Raw genomic sequence first — 19,492 nt, forward strand, 5'->3', positions numbered from 1 at the left:
CTTGCGTCCAGCAACACGAATGGCGGTGGAACAGTCAACGCCTTCAACTATGGCCTACCCACTGACACCCCGATAAGAGGAAACTGGAGCGGTCAGGGTGCTACCGTAGGAGTATTCCGGTCGTCAACCGGTACGTTCTACCTTGCGTCCAGCAACACGAATGGCGGTGGAACAGTCAACGCCTTCAACTATGGCCTACCCACTGACACCCCGATAGCAGGAGACTGGAGCGGTCAGGGTACTACCGTAGGAGTATTCCGGTCTTCAACCGGTACGTTCTACCTTGCGTCCAGCAACACGAATGGCGGTGGAACAGTCAACGCCTTCAACTATGGCCTACCCACTGACACCCCGATAGCAGGCAGATGGACGAACAGTCAGGGTACTACCGTAGGAGTATTCCGGTCGTCAACCGGTACGTTCTACCTTGCGTCCAGCAACACGAATGGCGGTGGAACAGTCACAGCCTTCACCTTTGGCTTGGCCGGTGACATACCGGTAGTAGGAGACTGGACTGGTCAGGGTTATGACACCGTAGGAGTATTCCGGCCATCGACCGGTACGTTCTACCTTGCGTCCAGCAACACGAATGGCGGTGGAACAGTCACAGCCTTCAACTATGGCCTACCCACTGACACCCCGTTAGCAGGCAAATGGATCTGAACGCAAAAAAATAGAATCAGTGAGGGGGGTTTCATCCCCTATCATTTTTTTAAAATTTTCCGCTTCTGGAGAAACGGGCATGAACCGGTCCGGTACACACCGGAACCATGAAAATCGTTAAATGTGTGAGGAGGGTTCCCCGCCTCAGGGTCTCTCCGAGGACTGAGTGGTTCGTCAGAACCACGAAGTGTGAGAAGTTCGCAAGAACTTCGAGCATGGTGGGGCAGGGAGAGAATGTACAGTTCTGAAATAATGTCTCATTCATCTTTTTTGTAACTATTCAGCCGTTCAATGAACGCTCGAAGAATTGGAATGATACGAAACCTCCCCGGGATCCTGACTAACCATGCTATCCAGTTCATTTTGGCCCGGGACCGGGAAAGTGCCAAGCACGCATTCAAGGAGTTCCTTTATCTGCATGATATCAAATACATTGTCGCCAAGGTGAAAAACCCCAGAACAAGGGGTAAATTGAACGGTTTTCTTGGTGAGGTTAAACGAAGAATCAGGAAATTGGGTTATCGATGAGATCGTTCATTGAAATAAGCACGATCAAACCTCACACGAGTCTCGATTACTATGAACCGTCTCACGTCTTCTGATACAGATTACCTCCGGTGAGGATCCGGGCCTATGCGCAGAAATGGTTATTTGTGTAATAGTAATTCGGGATATCACACCGGACCAATATTACTTTACCGACAATTATTCGTTCGGGGATAGAGTGACCTTCTCTGTCACCGATGTCATGATTGATGCTTCCTGATTAATTATCACCGGTGTGGTTGTCACCGATGTCATGATTGATGCGGCCTGGTTAATTACCTGCGTGGCCGGCACGGTCGTTCCTGTTGTTGCGGCCTGAGCCACGGTAACGGTGGGGATAGTTGCCGTCGTTGAAGATCCCGAACTGTTGAACCCCGGCAGAATGCTCTTTATGGATCCCGTTTTTGGCAGGACAACGGCGATTGCCACAACCGCTATAATGATGACAATAACGATACCAAGGACAAAAACCAGGTTCTTTCTGCTCCGGGGTTTTGGGAGGGGTATAGACCCGAGCTGTGGGGAGGAATGATCCTTTGGGGAGAAGAGAGCCGGGGGATAAACCTTTTTTGCGGCTGCGCTGCTGCAGGGATGGCCGCTGGTTGTGTCTCCTGTACTGCTGCAGGTTCCGGCGGGATTGCATCCTGGGGATCACGGGGAATTATTACGGATGAACGTTCGATGAGGGGATCTACAGACTGGATCTTTTGATCAATCAGCCGCTCTTTTTTTACGGTCTGCACAGGTGCGGCGGGCGTGGGAATGGCGACCGGGACCTGAGGCACGTCTCCCCCCCCCGGACGATAATCCGGGAGCCGCACCTGTTGCAGAACCCCGAACCATCCGGCACCCTCGTCCCGCATTTGGTGCAATACGTTCCCAGCGTTACAGAAGAGGACATGGTTGGCACCGCTGCAGGAGCGGCTGCCGGTACTGGGGGAGCCTGCCGCGATGCCGCCGAAGGTGATTCTACAATTTTTTTAACCGGCTGTGGCTTTGTAGCCTGCTCATAGGGTGCAGCGGGTGTCTGCGGTACCGCGGATCCGATAATTTTGAATCTGGGGGGGGGCACCGGGGCAGCCTTTTCTGCCGGGTCAATACCCGGAATAACCGTACTGACCTGCGCGAAGGAAGGGTCGATGTTCTCCTTTATCAATCGCACCCATTCGTTGCGTTCTTTTGCCCGGTTTCCACCACTTTCGCGGGAGAAAGTCAGCACCATCTGCCGCATCCCCGCGCTCCTGGTGACCACGGTAAGCGTGATCACCGTCTCGCGAATCGCATTCTCCCCGGCCTCCACGGTCTGGATCGTGGCAAGGGGGATCTCTTTTTGGGGCAGGATATTTTTTACTCTGTCGATAAGGACGATTCGTTTGTTAGTGAGGATTGCTTCAAACGAGATCGATTTTACATGGACCTTCGCGGTCCGGATAAGAATTCTCTCACCACCGTGTAGTTCTGGATCATCCATAGGTAACTTCCCCCCTTTATTCTTTCAACAGTGGGATGTTTGCCGAGAAAAATATATGAGGCTTTCGAAGAACGCCGATAGTTGAACAGTCTTGAAATAATTTTTCAAGGATCATTACGTAAGAGAATTTGAATGTATCATATTCCCATCAACCAAAAATTCTGATACTGATACCGAGGATAGCCTCGTGAGATAGTCTTTTCCAGAACGCGAGTCCGGAGATTCAATATTTTCGAAATCCAGACTGCCGTGAGGCCGGTTATTGTTCCGCTAGGCACCGAAGGTTCTGCCGAGCATTCGATCATCAGGTCAAAGGGAGGGATGGCCTCGAAATCTTCCGCATTTCTCACATCCCCATGGATGAATCGTATACCGGCCTCTTTAACCGGGTAAGATTCAGCTCGGAGCCTCTCCGTTTCAGATTATCAAACCAGATAACTGAGGAGGCAGGCAGATGATTTTTCAGGAAAATCGCAAGTTTTGACCCGACAAACCCGGCCCCCCGGTAATCAGAATCTTCATTTACGGAGCACTCGGAAGTAGTACGGTTCCTTGAGATCCACATTAAGATGGAAGATATCGATCCAGTTCTGGAGGAGTTCATTAAAAATGTAATCCAGATCTCTTTGTGGACCTTTCCAGTCAGGATAATCATTTTTGAACCTTGACATATTGCTGATCCACCAGAGATGGTCACTTTCACGTTCGGGAGCTTCTTCGAAATTGGCTTTTAACCCGGTTTTTGCTTCAATGGCCGCAATGGTCTCATAGATCGAGACAGAATTGGCACGCATGCCGCCGAGATTATAGGGTTTTCCGAATTTTCCGGTCTGTGATGGTCTGGGGTGGGTCACCCAGCGGTAAAGCACATCGGCTACATCGCTTGAATGAATATTGTCACGAACTCTGTATCCCCCACCATAGACAAACAATTTGTTCTGGAGCAGGATCTGTTTTGTGAAAAATCCCAAGAACCCGTGCATCTCAACTGCTTTCTGGTGAGACCCGATGAGGCATCCTCCCCGGAAGGTTGCCGTGGTCATCCCGTAATTTATCGCATATTCCTGGCAGTACATATCAGCGGCAGCTTTTGATACCCCAAACGGTGTATGGCCACACCCGTCAATCGGCAGGTATTCGTCAAAGGATTCAAATCCAGTATTCTCGAACCGCTTATAGATCTCGTTTTCAATAATTGTGTAATTGTAAAAATTGGGATAGTCCCCGTAGACTTTATTGGAGGACATATATGCAAACGGGATCTCCGGATTATATTTCCGGGTTAATTCAAGAAGGTTCAGGGTACCAAACGCATTGATCTGAAAATCTTCCATGGGGATCTCCAGTGAACGCGGGTGGGAAGGTTGGGCAGCCAAATGCACAATCGCATCTGCATTCTTGATCAACGGCGTAACGACCTCGTTATTTCTGATATCGGATTCAACGAATGTAAAATTCTTTTTATTTTTTAACGGATCAAGATTGCTATGGGTATCTGCATCTGCCCCAAACAATTTTGCCCGGGCGAAGTTGTCAACTCCGGTTACGTCCCAGCCTTCGTGAAGGAATTTTTCAACACATGCGCTGCCGATTAGTCCGCTTGAACCGGTAATTATTACATTTTTCATTGATTATTCACTTCTGAGAGGGCATTTATTTTTCGCAGAATTATATCTTATTTATCTTTCACGGATACAATAAAAGAGTATAGTATAGCGGAACTACAGGGTTCTGGAAGCATTTACCGGCTTTTTCATATATTTCAGTTTTGTATCTTTATCCACGCAATCGTTCTTACAAGCCCGGCCTCCAGCGAAGCCTTTGGTTCCCATCCTAGGATTTCTTTTGCCCGGGCAACGTCCGGCCGCCTTCGCAGGGGATCGTCTTCCGGCAGCAGGTGGAATGACAAGGACGACTCCGATCCCGTAAGTGCAATCACTTTTTTGGCGAGTTCGAGCACCATGATCTCATTCGTGTTCCCAATATTGATCACCTGCCCTTCAGCTGCATCAAGTGCCGCCAATCGGAGAAGCCCTTCGATCTGGTCGGTCACATAGGTAAAACTCCGGGTCTGGGAACCGTCGCCGAACACCGTGATGGGTTTGCCGGTCAGTGCCTGATCGATAAACCGGGGAATGACCCGGCCATAGATACCGTCGGTACGGATGCGGGGACCGTAGGTATTGAAGATCCGGGCAATGCGGGTATCGAGATGGTGCTGCCGCCGGTACGCCATCACGTATGCCTCCCCGCACCGCTTTGCCTCATCATAGCATCCCCTCGGGCCGACACAGTTAACATTGCCGTGGTAGGTCTCAGGTGTCGGGACAATGTCGGGATTCCCGTATACCTCGCTCGTGGATGTGTAGACGATCCGTGCCTGGTGCTTCTTTGCGATCCCCAGTGCTACCAGCACCCCCATTGTATTTGCCTTGAGGATCTGGATCGGGTAGTGCTCGAACTCAAACGGCGATGCACGGCTTGCCATGTGGAAGATATAGTCCAGGGGTGTTTCAACCGGAAGCGGTGTTGAAATATCGTGCTCGATAAACCGGAAGCGCTCGTGATCCATAAGGGATTGTATGTTTACTTTCTGTCCGCTGGCAAAGTTATCGACACAGGTGACGTATGCACCGGAGTTTATCAGGGCCTCGCACATCCAAGAGCCAAGGAATCCAGCACCTCCTGTGACAAGTATGTGCCGGTCTTCAAAGGATATATCACCGAGATTCCTGCGTATTACGTCGAGTTCTTCCTGCGGGTCAAATGTCATGAACGATCCCCCTTCAGGAGACGGAATAAAAAGGGTCTAAGTTCGCCGGCAAACTCTTCCCGTTCGAGCGTGAGCTCGATGCTGGACTTCATCCAGCCCAGTTTGTCGCCGATATCGTAGCGCCGGCAGTTGGTGACCAGCCCCAGGGGTTCATCGAGTCTGCGGAGCGCATCCGTGAGCTGGATCTCCCCGGCAACCCCCGGGGTTCCCTCACGCAGTAGGGGGAATATATCAGGTGTCAGGACATATCTCCCGATCGCGCCGAGGTTTGAAGGCGCATCCTCCGGCTCGGGTTTTTCCACGATGTCGTTTATTTCATAAACACCATCTTCAATCTTACGGCCATCAATGATCCCGTAATCCTTGATCTTGTTCCGCGCTACCGGTTCCACCGCAATGACCGGTCGGTGATAGCGGTCGAAGGCGTCCGTCATCTGGCGGGTACAGGGGCTCACGTTTTTTGGTGAGATGCAGATGGTATCGCCAAGCAACACGGCAAACGGTTCGCTGTCGCAGTGCCGCTCGGCAAGGAGTACGGCGTCCCCGAGCCCTTTCTGCTCCCGCTGGCGGATGAAGTGGATGTCTGGAAAATCCGAGAGCGACCTAAGGGCTTCCGTGAAGGGGTTTTTTTCATGGTTGCTTAACTTCGCTTCCAGCTCGAAGCACCGGTCGAAGTGATCCTCGATGGCACGCTTGTTGCGCCCGGTGACGATGAGGATATCGGTGATGCCGGATTGGATCGCTTCCTCCACCACGTACTGGATCACAGGTTTATCGACGACCGGAAGCATCTCCTTGGGCTGGGCTTTTGTCATGGGCAAAAATCTCGTACCCAGTCCGGCTGCGGGGATGACAACTCTCCTCACGATCGGTCCTTTTGTCATAGTTTCAAATCTCCGGAAGAGTGGATATTACCAGCATATTCCCTCTGTCGTATCACAGCATAAAATCCGCCGCCCTTCAATAATCACCCTCTGCGCCATAAGGTCAAATTCCTTGTCGAGCTGGGAAAACTCCGGCCACTCGGTCATCACGAGACATCCCTCTGCAGCGGTGAGTGCATCTTCGACCTTCACGCAGTACTCAATATCCGGAAATAATTTCCGCATTGACGGTATGGCCATGGGATCATAGGCTGCAACCCGCGCCCCCTTCTTTACGAGTGCCTCGATCACCGGAATTGCGCGGGAGTCCCGGATATCATCCGTATTATCCTTGAATGCCAGGCCAAGTACCGCGATCTTTTTCCCGTTCAGTGAGGGGACATGCCGCTCAAGGAGTTGTATCATCCGCTGCGGTTGCTGCTCATTTACTTCAATCACCGATCTGAGTAACTGGGGATCCTCTCCGCAGGATTCAGCAAGAGAGATCAGGGCGGACACATCCTTGGGGAAACAGCTCCCCCCAAAACCGGCCCCTGCGTTCAGGAACCGGGGGCCGATCCTCGGGTCAGGGCCGACCCCCTGCATAACCTCGTACACATCGATTCCCAGTCTTTTGCAGATGTTTCCGATCTCGTTGGAGAATGAGATCTTGGTGGCAAGGAATGCATTGGAAGCGTACTTGATCATCTCTGCCGCAGTCAGGCCAGTACGGAGGACCGGGGCCCGGATATCCGTGTATACTTCAGCGACCCGGTTGCCTGCACGCGAATCGCTGCTGCCGATCACGATGCGATCCGGGTGCAGGAAGTCCTCAACTGCCCGCCCCTCCCGGAGAAACTCGGGATTCATCGCAAATCCGATCTCCTTTTCGGTTTTTCCGGATTCCAGAAGAACTGCAGGCCGTACAATTTTATCAGTAGTGCCCGGGGGAACCGTGCTTTTTACAACGACAACACAATAGGTGGAGGTGTTTTTCAACGCTTCCCCGATCGAGGTGCTCGCGGATGCAATATACGCAAGGTTCGCGCTGCCATCCGGTTTTGGCGGAGTACCAACGCTGATAAAAACAATATCGGCGTCTGTCACAGGTTTATACCCGGTACTTGCACGGAGTCTTCTGGCGGTATTCTTTTTCAGCAGATCTTCCAGCCCGTTTTCATATATCGGGGGCTTTCCGTTATTGATCGCCCGCACTTTTTCAGGATCGATCTCGATTATTGTTACGTTATGTCCGAGTTCCGCAAAACACGTCCCGGTCACAAGACCGACGTAGCCCCCACCCACAACTGAAATTTTCATCGGATGCACCACAAAGGAACCAGATTATTCTGAGAGTAATTTTTGTTGTTGTACTATTTGGATAAATAACCATGAAAATATATCTCTCACCTCAACCGGTGGCAGAATAATCATTACAGAAATACTCCGGGTTGTTCTTGCGCCCAATTCCCCAAGCCCTGTGCGCGACTGACCGTCCCTCAGGAAGACCAAAGTATATCCGGAACAAAACTCGCCCCGATCATGGGGCTAATTTCTTGAGACTATATGGATGTATTTTCCCCAAAAAACCCCAAATGGAAGATGTCCGGATCATCGTCAAATCCGGATGTGTTACGAGGTTTTCCGGAAGGTGAATCCAGGAATCGGAGCCCTTTACGGGCTTAGTCAGGATACAGTCCCGGGCAGTCCTAAAAATAGAGCATGGAGATACCTGCACTCCTCACGACAAATCCGGCCTGAATCAGCCCCCGATTCCACGGTTCCAGATTCCGTCTCCAGGTTCCACAGGAAACGATGTCCACGCTCCTGAAAAATAGTGTTTTACATGCGTTTTTTCCCGGACAAATTGTTTTCCTGACTTTTTGACCCTGCAATTTAGCGGCCGTATAGCATCCCTGAAAAAAGGGAGGTATTTCAGATCGGTTCCCGGGACGATCGGCCACGGAAAGGCCTGTGGCCGCCGTTTTTTGAAAAATACTGGAAAATGCGGTATAATCGGGTATTTTTAGAATAGATGGATTATATCCTTTTCATGGAGGGCAGATGCACGATGGCCTTCAGGAATGTATTCATGAACGGAGTCGGACAGGAGATGGACTCCGTGCGATCTGGGAAATTTAAAGAGTATACATCTACTCAGTCCGGAGATCTTCATAGGATCGTTGCCACTACCACCAGGTTCCTGCCGGAGGTTTATCTGGTGGATTTTTTCCCGCCGAAAGCGGGAATTTTACACCGCCAGTGACAACTATCCCCGTGGATGATCTAAAAACACATCATCCAGATCCATCAATAGCATATAACCTCTCAATCTTTTTAGAAACTGAAAAATTGAGCGTACTTGCTTCTGGAAATATTGACCAAATCAAGGGAGTAAAACTCTTGGTAATGAAAATTCGGATTTCAACAGAGCCCTGTCTACGACATTTTTTTATCATATTGATGGATACAACCCTCCGAAATGGAAACTCATCATACCTTTTCTGACCTTTCCAAAAATAATGCCCTTCATCTGACAGAAAATACGTTTCCACGTCATCGGATAATTTATTTATTGTTGTGTCAAGCATGGGGAGTATATCGTGTTCATTGGCAATTATCCGAAGCTTAGTACTGTGCTCTTCCGCACCATTACCTGATAATACATAATCGATGCAATGGATCGAATAGCCTGAAGGCTTTAAAAGATCTCTAATCACGCTGAAAATTTTCGGGATCTGATAATCGGGAATATGCTAATACGGATATGGAATAATTACAATCAAATGATTTATTCTTTAGGGAATCGGCACATATTCAAAATAATTTTTTATTATCCTAATATCTGGATAACATTTTTTAAAATATTCAAATTCGGTGGGTCCATTTCCAGTGCCATCATAGGGATCGATTATTGTTACCTTATATTCCAACTTATTTAAAAAATCCGCTACTTTTGGCTCACCGGCTCCGATCTCCAACAATTTACTTCCTTCCGGTAAAATCCTAAGTATTGTTTTGACAAGCCAAGGTCTTTGAACGTTTTTTAAATCACCATTCAATGAACATAAATCCTTGAAATTCTCTACACTGTCACAAAAATCTTTGACGGTAGGATAGGACAGTTCGGTCACAGGATAGTTATCATATTTCGCAAATAAGTCACTGTTTTGATTTGACCCATTGTATCCGCTTAATGAAATTTCATTGTTTTTTGAGGATTCAGGATTGTTTTATAAAAAGCATCCAATTTTTTCGTATTTGTATCTAAATCAAACATTCTTAAAGCAAAAAGATGCCCCCCGTGAGATAATCGTTTATATAACTCTTTATCAGCAACAATCAATTTGATTTTATTTACAATATCCAAAGCATCCCCTTTCTCTAGTAAGAGTCCCTCTTGATAATCCTGAATAAACCGACCGACATTTGCTTTGGGAAGAATAATCGGTTTTTCCATGATAAAAAATTCCGGCAGTTTTGAGGGCAATCGGTACTCATTAAATCTGTCTGATTTTCCCGGTTGAACAAGGATATCAGCAATATTGAGCAACTCGGGTATTTTTTTATTCGGTAGAAAACCCAACTCTATTGAATGTCTGTGTGCCCATTCGGCATCGCCCCCTAAAAAATTAGTAAAATCTTTTCCCGCACGAATTAATTTGGTAGGGATCCCCTCCCTGTTTAATATTGCGACGGCAAGATAGAGACTCCTAACTTCTTTAGCATTGGCAAAATGAACATTCCCGGTATAACAAAGAACGAGTTCTTTTTTACTGATACCCCATTTTCTTTTCAGATCTTCATTCACCTGACTTGGTTCAAATCGCGAGCTATCCACCCCGGGCCACAAAATTAAATGTTTTTTATCGTGCGGAACGAAATCAATCAATTTATCCATTATCATGGTTACGCCGTCAGCAAGATTTATAAAATCCTTATAAAAAAAAGGATGAGATAGGGAATCCGGGACGCACGCATTCAATTTTTCAGGAGGATATGTCTTTAAAATGTCAATGGATATTCCTAATGCATTTTCCAGGAGTAATTCTTCGTTATCTTCCAAATGAATAATCAATTTACAATTAAATTTTTTCAATGAAAGTATACATTGTTTTCTTACAATTTCCCTGGGGGTCCATGCATGGATGATATCCGGTCCGTTTCCGTTTGGAAATAATTTCGTCTCATCCAAATCAGCATAATTTAATGGAATATATCGTATATCCCCACCCATAAAATTCTTCACTGATTCTTTATTAGAAGGTACAGCAATACAGCAATCGTTGCCTGTTTTTACTAAAGTATTCGCAAAATTATGTATCTGAATAGCACTGTTACTGGAAAAATCATGATAGGTGATAAATAAAATATTTGCCATCAAAGGGTCCCCTTTCCTTTAACAGTATATCCTGAACTCCTTTGGCCATATTTTATTAAATCAAAATTCTCGTTGTAATATTTATCGCCTTTTTCAATAATTTCGCTCCATTGATCCAAAAAGAGATTCCGGTCAATAAAATCATACTGGTTCTTGTTTCTGGTGGAAGATTCGTAGTGTGTAATTACCACGCGCGGATTAAAGATTATTCGATACCCCCGCGAAATAAATTTTAAACATAAATCAATATCTTGGTAAATGAGAGAGTAATGTTCATTAAACCCACCAACATCCCAGAATACTGATTTTTTAACCATCATACAAGCCGCCGTGACCGCAGAAACTTCCCGGGCACAGGTTAATGATCCAGCATACCCGTCGCAATCTACGGTAAAGCCCCTCATAATATGGTCTGCGGTTCCTCTGAATCCAAGAACCACCCCGGCATGCTGAACGGTGTTATTCGGGAATTTTAGGAGAGGACCCACTGCAGCTATATCCTCCTGTTCTGCATAGTACAACAAATTGTGAATCCAGTCCCCGGAAAGGATCTGGGTGTCGTTATTCAGGAAAATCAAGTAATCTCCGTTTGCATTCTTTGCACCAAGATTATTGATTTTAGAAAAATTGAATTCCTCAAAGTAAGAACTTTTTTTACAGGGATACGCATCGATAATTTTTTTTGCAGCCTGATCTGTTGTATTATTATCAATAAGAAGTACTTCAAAATGGGGATATGTCGTGAGTTCATAGATACTTTTTAAGCATCTTTCGATTAATTCGGGTTTATCCCTTGTGGGGATGATAATACTTACCAACGGGTAATCTGATCGTAAGAATGGCTTAATGACGACTCTGTGAGGTGTCAGCCCACGTTGAGCTGATGCAGGTAAATTCACTCTCTTTAAATGTGAATTTACAGCAATAACCTGTTTATCGCTAATATCTCCTTTGGAATCAGTATTCAAAGCGATACTCCCTTGCGTTTTCCTCCAATGATAAAGGATCTTGGGAATATGGTAAATCTTCTGAGTTTTTTCAGATAATCTTAACATAAATTCATAATCTTGAATATAATCAAATGTTTTATCAAATACTCCCACTTTTTCTGTAAGGGATTTTCGTATAATCAATAGATGACCCACATACATGACACCTCTGAAATACTCCGGTGACCAGTCGGGTTTATAGAATGGCTCACAAAAATCACCATCCTTTGTAATTTTGTCTTCATCACTGTAAATAATCTCAGCATCGATGTGTTGATTTAATAATTTTACAACTTCATAAAGAGCCAACGGTGCCAGTTCATCATCATGATCGAGGAATCCGATAAATTCCCCGGTTGCAAGGGATAACGTCTCATTAGAATTTTCAGAGATACCTTTGTTTTCTGTCAGGAATTTTATCTTGATACGTGGATTCTTTTTAGCATATTCTTCCAAAACCGGTTTTATATAACTTTTCGTTGAACCACCATCCACAATACAGAGTTCCCAGTTATCATAAACCTGATTAATGACAGAATCAATAGCAAAACGGAGCAATTTTTCATCGGTATTCCAAACTGGAGTAATGATGCTGATCGTGGGGCAATAGGAAAAATTTTGAGAACTTTTCTTTAACTGGTCTAAGTCACAAGGTACAGATTTATTTTGTTCAATCCTCTTCTGGCAATCACCCAATTCATTTTTTTTATGGAAATATCGGTCAACCGATTGATAAAATGCATGGTATCCGTCGTTTATGAGGATTTTTCCACCGGCTCTTCCAAGATCATAATATCTTCGTCTTCGCGTATACTGGGGGAGAATCCTCTCGACAACCTTGTTATGAAATTTCATCGTGAATTGCCAAACGATACTTTTGTCAATAGAAAAAATCTTCTGTTCAAGAGAGTGAATATGGGCAATTTGTTCCTGTAACTGCTGATCTTTCGTGGTTACAGCCTGCGTCAGGGATTGTACTTGCGTGTTGATTTCCTGTAACTGCTGATCTTTCGTGGTTACAGCCTGCGTCAGGGATTGTACTTGCGTGTTGATTTCCTGTAACTGCTGATCTTTCGTGGTTACAGCCTGCGTCAGGGATTGTACTTGCGTATTCGCTTCGTGAAGTTGAGCATCCCGATAAGATACTGATTGTTCAAGAGACTGAATTGATGCATTACATTCATGAATTTTACTGTTGAAAAGTGCTATTTCTGTATTTGATTTATCAATTAAGTAACTTTTTCGGATTTCATCTGTATCTAATTTATTATTAGATGCGAGTGCGACAAAATAAATTGGCATTTTTTCGACATCGTTTACAAAAGAAAATTGATGCCCCTCCAGTGTAATAACAAATTCACTGGAGAGATGCGTTGTCTTTCCCGATGCAGGATAAATTGAAGATCCGGAAAAAACTTTCTGACCAAATAAATAAACATTTAAAAAATTTTTTCTCAAAAGGTTATAAAATTCAGAGTGATACAATTCTTTTTGATGAAATGGATTATGAAAATTACGATCATCAGTATATGTTTGCTTATTCGGTGTCGAAATTATCAATAGACCGTCATCCTTTAATAAACGTTTAATCTCAAAAAAAAGGGTATCATGTTCTGTGATGTGTTCGATTGCCTCAAAGCACACAATCACATCAAATATTTTCTCTCCATCAATCGGTATGTTGAGTATTGATCCTTCTCTGAACTCAATATTTCCGTTTTTATAGGTGTTTGAAGCATGAGTTGCCACCTCATGATCTATTTCGACACCGATAACACATTGAGCACTCAGGGAAAGAAGGAATGTTCCATATCCCTCACCAGACGCAAGATCAAGAACTTTTTTACCTTTTGTATATTGCGATGCAAAGGCATAGCGATGCAGATGCTCATAATGTATTTCGGCACCGCATATTGAAGGATCAATATAGGGTAAATATCGTTCTCCGGTCCACTCAAGCATATGTAATACTCTTTTATCTGTTAAAATCCATAAAAGACAGATTTGAATTATTTATATTGCCATCCTCACATATTTCAATTTTCGCTTCTAAATCAATGAGACCCGTATATTTATCATGAATTACTTTTATCCAGAGATGATCTTCAAGACTGTCTAACATCTCAACATCTGTCGGTAAAAATACATCATCATCAGCATGCACAATAGCTATCGCAGGGGTGATGGAATAGATGCCTGCACCTAATTTTACCGGAAATTTAATAGTGAGTGATGAGATATCCCCTTTATTTTTAGGAGGGATATCTTTTTTCTCCCATCGAGTGTTGATCAAATAAATATCCTGATATTTACTGCGAATGGTACATCCAGCGGTAGTTTTACAATTAACCATGCTATTAAACTTGATAAAAAACCTTAAATACGCGATTTCACCAAAATGAAAGGTTGATCGGGGATTATTTTTCTCGTCAACTAATTCCACAAAAAAGATCTCTGCTTTCTTATTTCCAATCCTAGTTTTAATCGGTTTCCCCAATGATGCATTCTCAGATGCGGAACTCTGATTGAGATCACTAACCTGACTTGAGAGAGGTACTGTGGGCGATTTACAGGATTTTACTATCTTCCCCCATCCCCATGCTGCCCAGCAATAACTCAGATCATCCCCGGAACCCGAGGTACTGAACATCAGGGAAACCGTTTTTCCTGAAAATTTGTCCAGCGGGAGAATGAAATTGTGCCACCCCCGGTCCCCGATATTTCTCTTCGGCATGAGCAAACGGGAAAAGAGAGATTCTGCTGCCACCCCGTCAGACGCCACATCAATATCGAATTTTACCCCCTGCGGGATCTTTTCCCATGCCGACGGGAGAATGCCGATTGCAAAGGCAAGCGACGACCCCGGTTCAACAGAAACCGTGTATGTTATCTGCGAGGGCGGGTGCGCAAAGATTACGCGCCGGGGGACGGACTGAATCTCCACCATCTGTGCCTGGACGGGCACTCCTTTGGCACTTTCAATTTTTGCTCCGGAAAGATGCTGGATGAGATCGTACACGGTTTCGTATTCCTCGCCCGGAACCACTCCGTGTTCGATCAGGTTCCCCTCGCTGTACGTCCGCTCCCGCTCTGCGATGAGCGCATAGTACTTGTTCACAACGGTATTCGGATCCCCGCGCTCGATGATCCGCCCACCATCTAATAGCAGTGCTGACGTGCAGAGATTCCGGACCGCTTCGGTGTCGTGGCCGACATAGAGGATGGTCTTTCCCGCCTCCTGCATTTCCCGGATCTTCCGGAAACACCGGTGCTGGAAGATCGCGTCGCCGACCGCAAGCGCCTCGTCCACGATCAGGATATCGGCATCCACGTTCACCGCAACGGAGAACGCGAGCCGGACGATCATCCCGGAAGAGTACGTGCGCAGGGGCTGGTCGATGAAATCCCCCAGCTCAGAGAACCTCACGATCTCCGCATAACGCGCATCGACGTCCGCCTTTGACAACCCCATGATCGAGCCGTACATGTACACGTTGTCCCGGCCGGAAAATTCCGGGTGGAAACCGGATCCCAGTTCAAGAATGGCGGAGACTTTCCCTTCGATCTCAAACGACCCAGCACTGGGATAAAGCACACCCGCCAGGATACCAAGGAGCGTACTCTTCCCGGAACCATTCTGCCCAAGGATACCCAGAGTTTCCCCACGGGGGATTTCAAAAGAGATATCCTGCAGCGCCCAGAAATCGGTATGCCGGGTTATCCTGCCGGCACTCAGGTACTCCAGGAATCGCCCGCCCGGTGAGGGGAACAACTTGAACTTTTTCCCGAGCTGGTGGACAGAAATTGCATTCACAGCAGCTCACCAAACCCGCTTTTTGTCTTCCGGAAGAACCAGATGCTGACCACAAACAGTACAACGGAAAAGACAAGGAACGGCACGATAATCGAAAGTTCCGGAAATTTCCCGTAAAAGAGTGCGTCGCGATAGATCTCCAGCATATAATATGCGGGATTCCAGGTTACAATCCACTGGAAACCAGCCGGGATCAGGTTTACCGTATAAGCGATCGGGGTTGCCCAGAACCAGATCAAAAAGATCGCCCCAAGCATCTGAGGAATATCCCGGAAAAAGACAGCCCCGCTGGAGAGGAAAAATGCGAGCGAGAACGTGAACATCATCTGCAAGAGAATAGCAAGAGGCAGCAGGAGAATGAAGATCGTCGGCACACCTTTCAGGATTACAAAAAGCGCAAAGAAAATGCCAAGACTGATGAGAAGGTTCACGAATTCCGACAATGTCACATAGATGGGGAAAATTTCACTGGGGAAGGGAACTTTCTTGATATAGTTCTTGTTATCGATGATCGAACCGGCCGCCCTCATAACCGAATTCTGAAACGCCGTCCACGGCAGGAACCCCGCAGCAAAGTACAGGGCAAAGTCCCAGATATCAGTATCACCGGGGAGACGGACCTTTAAAAAAACCCCGAATACGAGGATATAAATGACAAGGGTAATGATAGGGTTAATCACCGACCAGTACAACCCAAGGAGCGACCCAACGTACTTCGAGGAGATATCGCGTTTGACAAAATTCCAGATAAGACCACGATAGGATACGATATTCAGCATAGATACCTTCCGTCACGGGTATTCTTTCATAACACTATATACATTGTATTATGAAATATTACGCTTCTTTGGCTTTCGTTCCAGAGGAATTTTTGCCCGGGGGGAGATCCATTTTTTGATCTTATCATCAGAGACAGCCATCATTATCGTCCTCCTTTTTTTCATCATTTTGTTAATACCTAATATCAGATCCATCTTTGATTTCAGTATGGTCAGAGATTTCCCCTGCATCACATAATATGGTATAATACTAATATTTCTTCCCACAATCCAGGGAAGATATGCAATCAGCATCTTTACCGGGAAATTTTTCACAACAGTCCATACCACGTTCCTGTTTCTGTAGTAGATGGATAGATCCGAATTGAATCCGGAAGTCCCACCGTGTTTATGTATGATTGTGGCAGTAGGAACATAGATGCACGTCCATCCTGAAAGCCTCGCCCGGAATGCAAGATCCACATCCTCCATATACGCAAAAAAGTCCTCGTCAAAGAGCCCGATCTGGTCGAGCATCGCTTTCCGGTAAAGGGCAGCACCTGCACACGCCCCAAAAACCTCTTCCTTGCGATCATACTGGCCGTGGTCCTCTTCAAATATCCCCCGATCCCAGGCCGCACCGCTGCGGGATATACAGATAGCGGTCGAATTGATACGTCCATCCGGAAAGACCATTTTGGATGCACACACGCCTACCCCGGGATCCTCCATCATGGGTTTTATTAGCTCGTCCAGACATCCGGCGGAGACCATCGTATCATTATTCAGGGTAAATATAAATTCTCCCTGCGCTTTCCGGATACCTGAATTGGCCCCTCCGGCAAACCCGAGATTCGATTTCTGCACAAATATTTTCACATCAGGGAATTTTTCCCGTACAAATTCAACACTCCCGTCCCGGGATGCATTATCAATAAGGATCACTTCAAACTTAGGGTAGGTCTCGCGAAAGAGTGAACTGAAACAGTCCGATAAAAATCTCTGTCCATTGAAATTAACGATAACAACACTGATCAAAGGGGGGTAAGACATACCCGGGTATTGTGATGGATTCATTGCCTGTATATCAGTCCGGGCTGGTATCATATCAAATGGTGTGCCGAACTACTGGTTCGCCCTGGCGCCGGATTGATCCTTGGAAACTGGTGAGCACTCTGATTGCCATCAGTATAAACCATGTGAAAACACATCAGGACAATACCCGGAGAGCCCGATACCTCCTGCAGATTAGAAATCCCCCTTTCCGGAAATTCCGGAAATACCGTCAATCACACCCTTGAGGTAATACTGGATCAGCCGGGTTTTTTTCTGCTGTGCAAGGTGAATTACATAGTAGGGAAAGCGGAGAAAAAATTCCGTTGCGAGAACATAGAAATAAGTACTGAGAGGAAAATGTTTTCCTGCCACGAGCAGCCAGTTCCGGGAAACATAGTAAAGGTACTGCTTGCTGAACATGACCAGTGACGCAGATATTTTGTGACGAACAATCGCCGTATCAACAACGAAAAGGCCATATCCTCTTTTTTTAGCCCGTATACACCAGTCGGTCTCCTCGTGCATTAAAAACAAGTCTTCATCAAACATTCCGATATCCCTGACCGCTGCGCCTCGCATGAGAAGTGCACACCCCACCAGTCCAAAAATCTTCACGGGATCGTGAAAGATAACCTTACTTCGTTCCTTATTTTTGAGGTAAAGGCGCGGATAGCCGAAATAAAATTCCGTCCCGGCAGACCAGATGTAATCATCCCGATCATTATATACCACGATAGGTTGGCATGCGGCACATAGTTCATTTTTTTCCATAACCCGCACGAGCTCAGTAAGAATATCTGTTTCAACGATAACATCATTATTCAGGATCAAAAGAAACTCAGCACCTCGCGCAATTGCTATCCGGATACCGATATTGTTTCCCCCGGCATATCCAAGATTTTCAGAATTTTTTTGAAACTCGACCTGGGGAAACTGTGACAGTATCTCCCGTGTAATCCCATGTGTTGGATCGTTGTCTACAAGAAGAACCCTGAAATTATCATACTGTAGGGATTGAACCGATTCCAGGGTCAATACCGTATCAGATATTCTGTTATAATGGAGGATGATGATATAAACCAATGGCCGTCGGGCTGTTTTTGGATCCGGTGAGATCAAGAATTCATCCATTGATTTTCATTCCTCCTTCTTTGGATTAATTCCTCCATTTCGGACAGGCAGGTTTTACCAGACATAATTCGCTCATGAATATCCTCTCTATCTGCAATAACGACAGGCTCCCGCAACAGAAACTGGTCGAATGCTTATTTGAAATAGTAAGCCCGGTTCCCAAATAAAACAGTATCTCTTACATGCATCCCAAAATTGTCGTTGCAGATCTCATCACAAAATGAACACTGTCGTGATGATGAGACTTTTTCATACGGTAACATGTACAACTTCAGCACAAGGGAAAAGGTTCATTAAATATTGGAGACAGGTTTAGACGGGGGGCACTCCCTTTTCCTGGCTATTCCGGTTCTGTTCCACGAGGATGCTCGCCCGGAGAAGACTGCCAAAGGTCCCGGCATCGCTCCAGTATCCATTCAAAAGGGCATACTGCATCATACCCTTCTCGATATATGCATTATTCACATCGGTGATCTCAAGCTCGCCCCGTCCTGAAGGTTTCAGGGTTCTGATGAAAGGGAAGACCTCCCGGTCATACAAGTACAGACCGGTCACGGCATAATTCGTTTTGGGGTGCTTCGGCTTCTCCTCGATCGAAACGACGCGGCCATGAGCGAGTTCGGCGACCCCGAACCGCTGGGCATCGGGGACTTCCTTTAAAAAGATCCTTGCTCCTTCCGTAAAGGAGGCGACGTCTGCGTGCACGTTGTCCTGGAAGATGTTGTCGCCAAGAATCACGGCTACTTCCTCCTCATCGGCCCAGTTTTCCGCAAGCCCGAGCGCTTCGGCGATCCCTCCCGCTTTCTCTTGGATCTCATAGGTCAGCCGTACCCCGAACTCTGCACCGGAGCCCAGAAGCTCAAGAAAGTGCCCGGCATGCCCGCGGCCGGAGACGATCATGATATCCGTGATACCAGCCTGGATCAGCGTACCGAGCGGATAGTAGATCATTGGCTTATCATAGACCGGCAACAGGTGCTTGTTGGTCACCTTCGTGAGCGGGAAGAGCCGGGATCCGGTCCCGCCCGCAAGAATGATTCCCTTCAT

At 46.3% G+C, this 19,492-nt stretch carries 17 protein-coding genes; 2 read left to right on the plus strand and 15 right to left on the minus strand.

The annotated features are described in order from the left end of the window. Nucleotides 1–663: hypothetical protein (locus ABSB80_RS12730; protein WP_428371007.1), on the plus strand; the 663-nt coding region annotated here is incomplete at its 5' end. A gap of 705 nt (nucleotides 664–1,368) precedes the next feature. Here the strand turns inward: ABSB80_RS12730 and ABSB80_RS12735 are convergent. The 6 genes from ABSB80_RS12735 to ABSB80_RS12760 form a co-directional block, all read right to left on the minus strand. Beyond that, nucleotides 1,369–1,638 carry a hypothetical protein gene (locus tag ABSB80_RS12735; RefSeq protein ID WP_428371008.1) on the minus strand — a complete coding sequence of 90 codons (270 nt, stop codon included), beginning with the start codon at nucleotides 1,636–1,638 and terminating at the stop codon, nucleotides 1,369–1,371. A 301-nt stretch (nucleotides 1,639–1,939) separates the two neighbouring features. Beyond that, on the minus strand, nucleotides 1,940–2,680 hold the full coding sequence (locus ABSB80_RS12740) for a zinc ribbon domain-containing protein (protein ID WP_428371009.1): 741 nt from the start codon (nucleotides 2,678–2,680) through the stop codon (nucleotides 1,940–1,942). A 518-nt stretch (nucleotides 2,681–3,198) separates the two neighbouring features. Then, nucleotides 3,199–4,308 carry an NAD-dependent epimerase/dehydratase family protein gene (locus tag ABSB80_RS12745; protein ID WP_428371010.1) on the minus strand — a complete coding sequence of 370 codons (1,110 nt, stop codon included), beginning with the start codon at nucleotides 4,306–4,308 and terminating at the stop codon, nucleotides 3,199–3,201. A gap of 134 nt (nucleotides 4,309–4,442) precedes the next feature. Further along, nucleotides 4,443–5,453: a UDP-glucuronic acid decarboxylase family protein gene (locus ABSB80_RS12750; protein ID WP_428371011.1), complete on the minus strand. Its 1,011-nt coding sequence runs from the start codon at nucleotides 5,451–5,453 to the stop codon at nucleotides 4,443–4,445. After that, a complete protein-coding gene (gene galU, locus ABSB80_RS12755) occupies nucleotides 5,450–6,337 on the minus strand; it encodes a UTP--glucose-1-phosphate uridylyltransferase GalU (protein WP_428371012.1) in 888 nt (295 codons plus the stop codon). Before galU ends, ABSB80_RS12750 begins: the two co-directional genes overlap by 4 nt. Nucleotides 6,338–6,364: 27 nt before the next feature. Further along, nucleotides 6,365–7,636 carry a UDP-glucose dehydrogenase family protein gene (locus tag ABSB80_RS12760; RefSeq protein ID WP_428371013.1) on the minus strand — a complete coding sequence of 424 codons (1,272 nt, stop codon included), beginning with the start codon at nucleotides 7,634–7,636 and terminating at the stop codon, nucleotides 6,365–6,367. Between the two features lie 715 nt (nucleotides 7,637–8,351). Here ABSB80_RS12760 and ABSB80_RS12765 point away from each other — a divergent pair. Beyond that, nucleotides 8,352–8,582 carry a hypothetical protein gene (locus tag ABSB80_RS12765; protein WP_428371014.1) on the plus strand — a complete coding sequence of 77 codons (231 nt, stop codon included), beginning with the start codon at nucleotides 8,352–8,354 and terminating at the stop codon, nucleotides 8,580–8,582. A gap of 31 nt (nucleotides 8,583–8,613) precedes the next feature. On the opposite strand, the gene ABSB80_RS12770 is transcribed toward ABSB80_RS12765, so the two are convergent. The 9 genes from ABSB80_RS12770 to ABSB80_RS12810 form a co-directional block, all read right to left on the minus strand. Next, on the minus strand, nucleotides 8,614–9,036 hold the full coding sequence (locus ABSB80_RS12770; protein ID WP_428371015.1) for a hypothetical protein: 423 nt from the start codon (nucleotides 9,034–9,036) through the stop codon (nucleotides 8,614–8,616). Between the two features lie 78 nt (nucleotides 9,037–9,114). Further along, nucleotides 9,115–9,450, minus strand: coding sequence for a class I SAM-dependent methyltransferase (locus tag ABSB80_RS12775; protein WP_428371016.1), 336 nt, complete (start codon nucleotides 9,448–9,450; stop codon nucleotides 9,115–9,117). A 59-nt stretch (nucleotides 9,451–9,509) separates the two neighbouring features. Beyond that, nucleotides 9,510–10,697: a glycosyltransferase family 4 protein gene (locus ABSB80_RS12780; RefSeq protein WP_428371017.1), complete on the minus strand. Its 1,188-nt coding sequence runs from the start codon at nucleotides 10,695–10,697 to the stop codon at nucleotides 9,510–9,512. Continuing rightward, nucleotides 10,697–13,648 (minus strand): glycosyltransferase, encoded by a 2,952-nt coding sequence (locus ABSB80_RS12785; protein ID WP_428371018.1) that lies wholly within the window; start codon nucleotides 13,646–13,648, stop codon nucleotides 10,697–10,699. The genes ABSB80_RS12780 and ABSB80_RS12785 overlap by 1 nt, the downstream gene beginning before the upstream one ends. 13 nt (nucleotides 13,649–13,661) lie before the next feature. Further along, nucleotides 13,662–15,500, minus strand: coding sequence for an ABC transporter ATP-binding protein (locus ABSB80_RS12790; RefSeq protein ID WP_428371019.1), 1,839 nt, complete (start codon nucleotides 15,498–15,500; stop codon nucleotides 13,662–13,664). Continuing rightward, nucleotides 15,497–16,279, minus strand: coding sequence for an ABC transporter permease (locus tag ABSB80_RS12795; protein WP_428371020.1), 783 nt, complete (start codon nucleotides 16,277–16,279; stop codon nucleotides 15,497–15,499). The genes ABSB80_RS12790 and ABSB80_RS12795 overlap by 4 nt, the downstream gene beginning before the upstream one ends. A 48-nt stretch (nucleotides 16,280–16,327) precedes the next feature. Beyond that, nucleotides 16,328–17,335, minus strand: a complete 1,008-nt coding sequence (locus tag ABSB80_RS12800) for a glycosyltransferase family 2 protein (protein ID WP_428371038.1) — start codon at nucleotides 17,333–17,335, stop codon at nucleotides 16,328–16,330. Nucleotides 17,336–17,506: 171 nt separating this feature from the next. Next, entirely contained in the window at nucleotides 17,507–18,445 is a 939-nt protein-coding gene (locus tag ABSB80_RS12805) for a glycosyltransferase family 2 protein (RefSeq protein ID WP_428371021.1), read from the minus strand. A gap of 312 nt (nucleotides 18,446–18,757) precedes the next feature. Further along, complete coding sequence (locus ABSB80_RS12810; protein ID WP_428371022.1) at nucleotides 18,758–19,492, minus strand: sugar phosphate nucleotidyltransferase; 735 nt, start codon at nucleotides 19,490–19,492, stop codon at nucleotides 18,758–18,760.

Source organism: Methanoregula sp., from assembly GCF_050010295.1.
Lineage (GTDB): Archaea > Halobacteriota > Methanomicrobia > Methanomicrobiales > Methanospirillaceae > Methanoregula.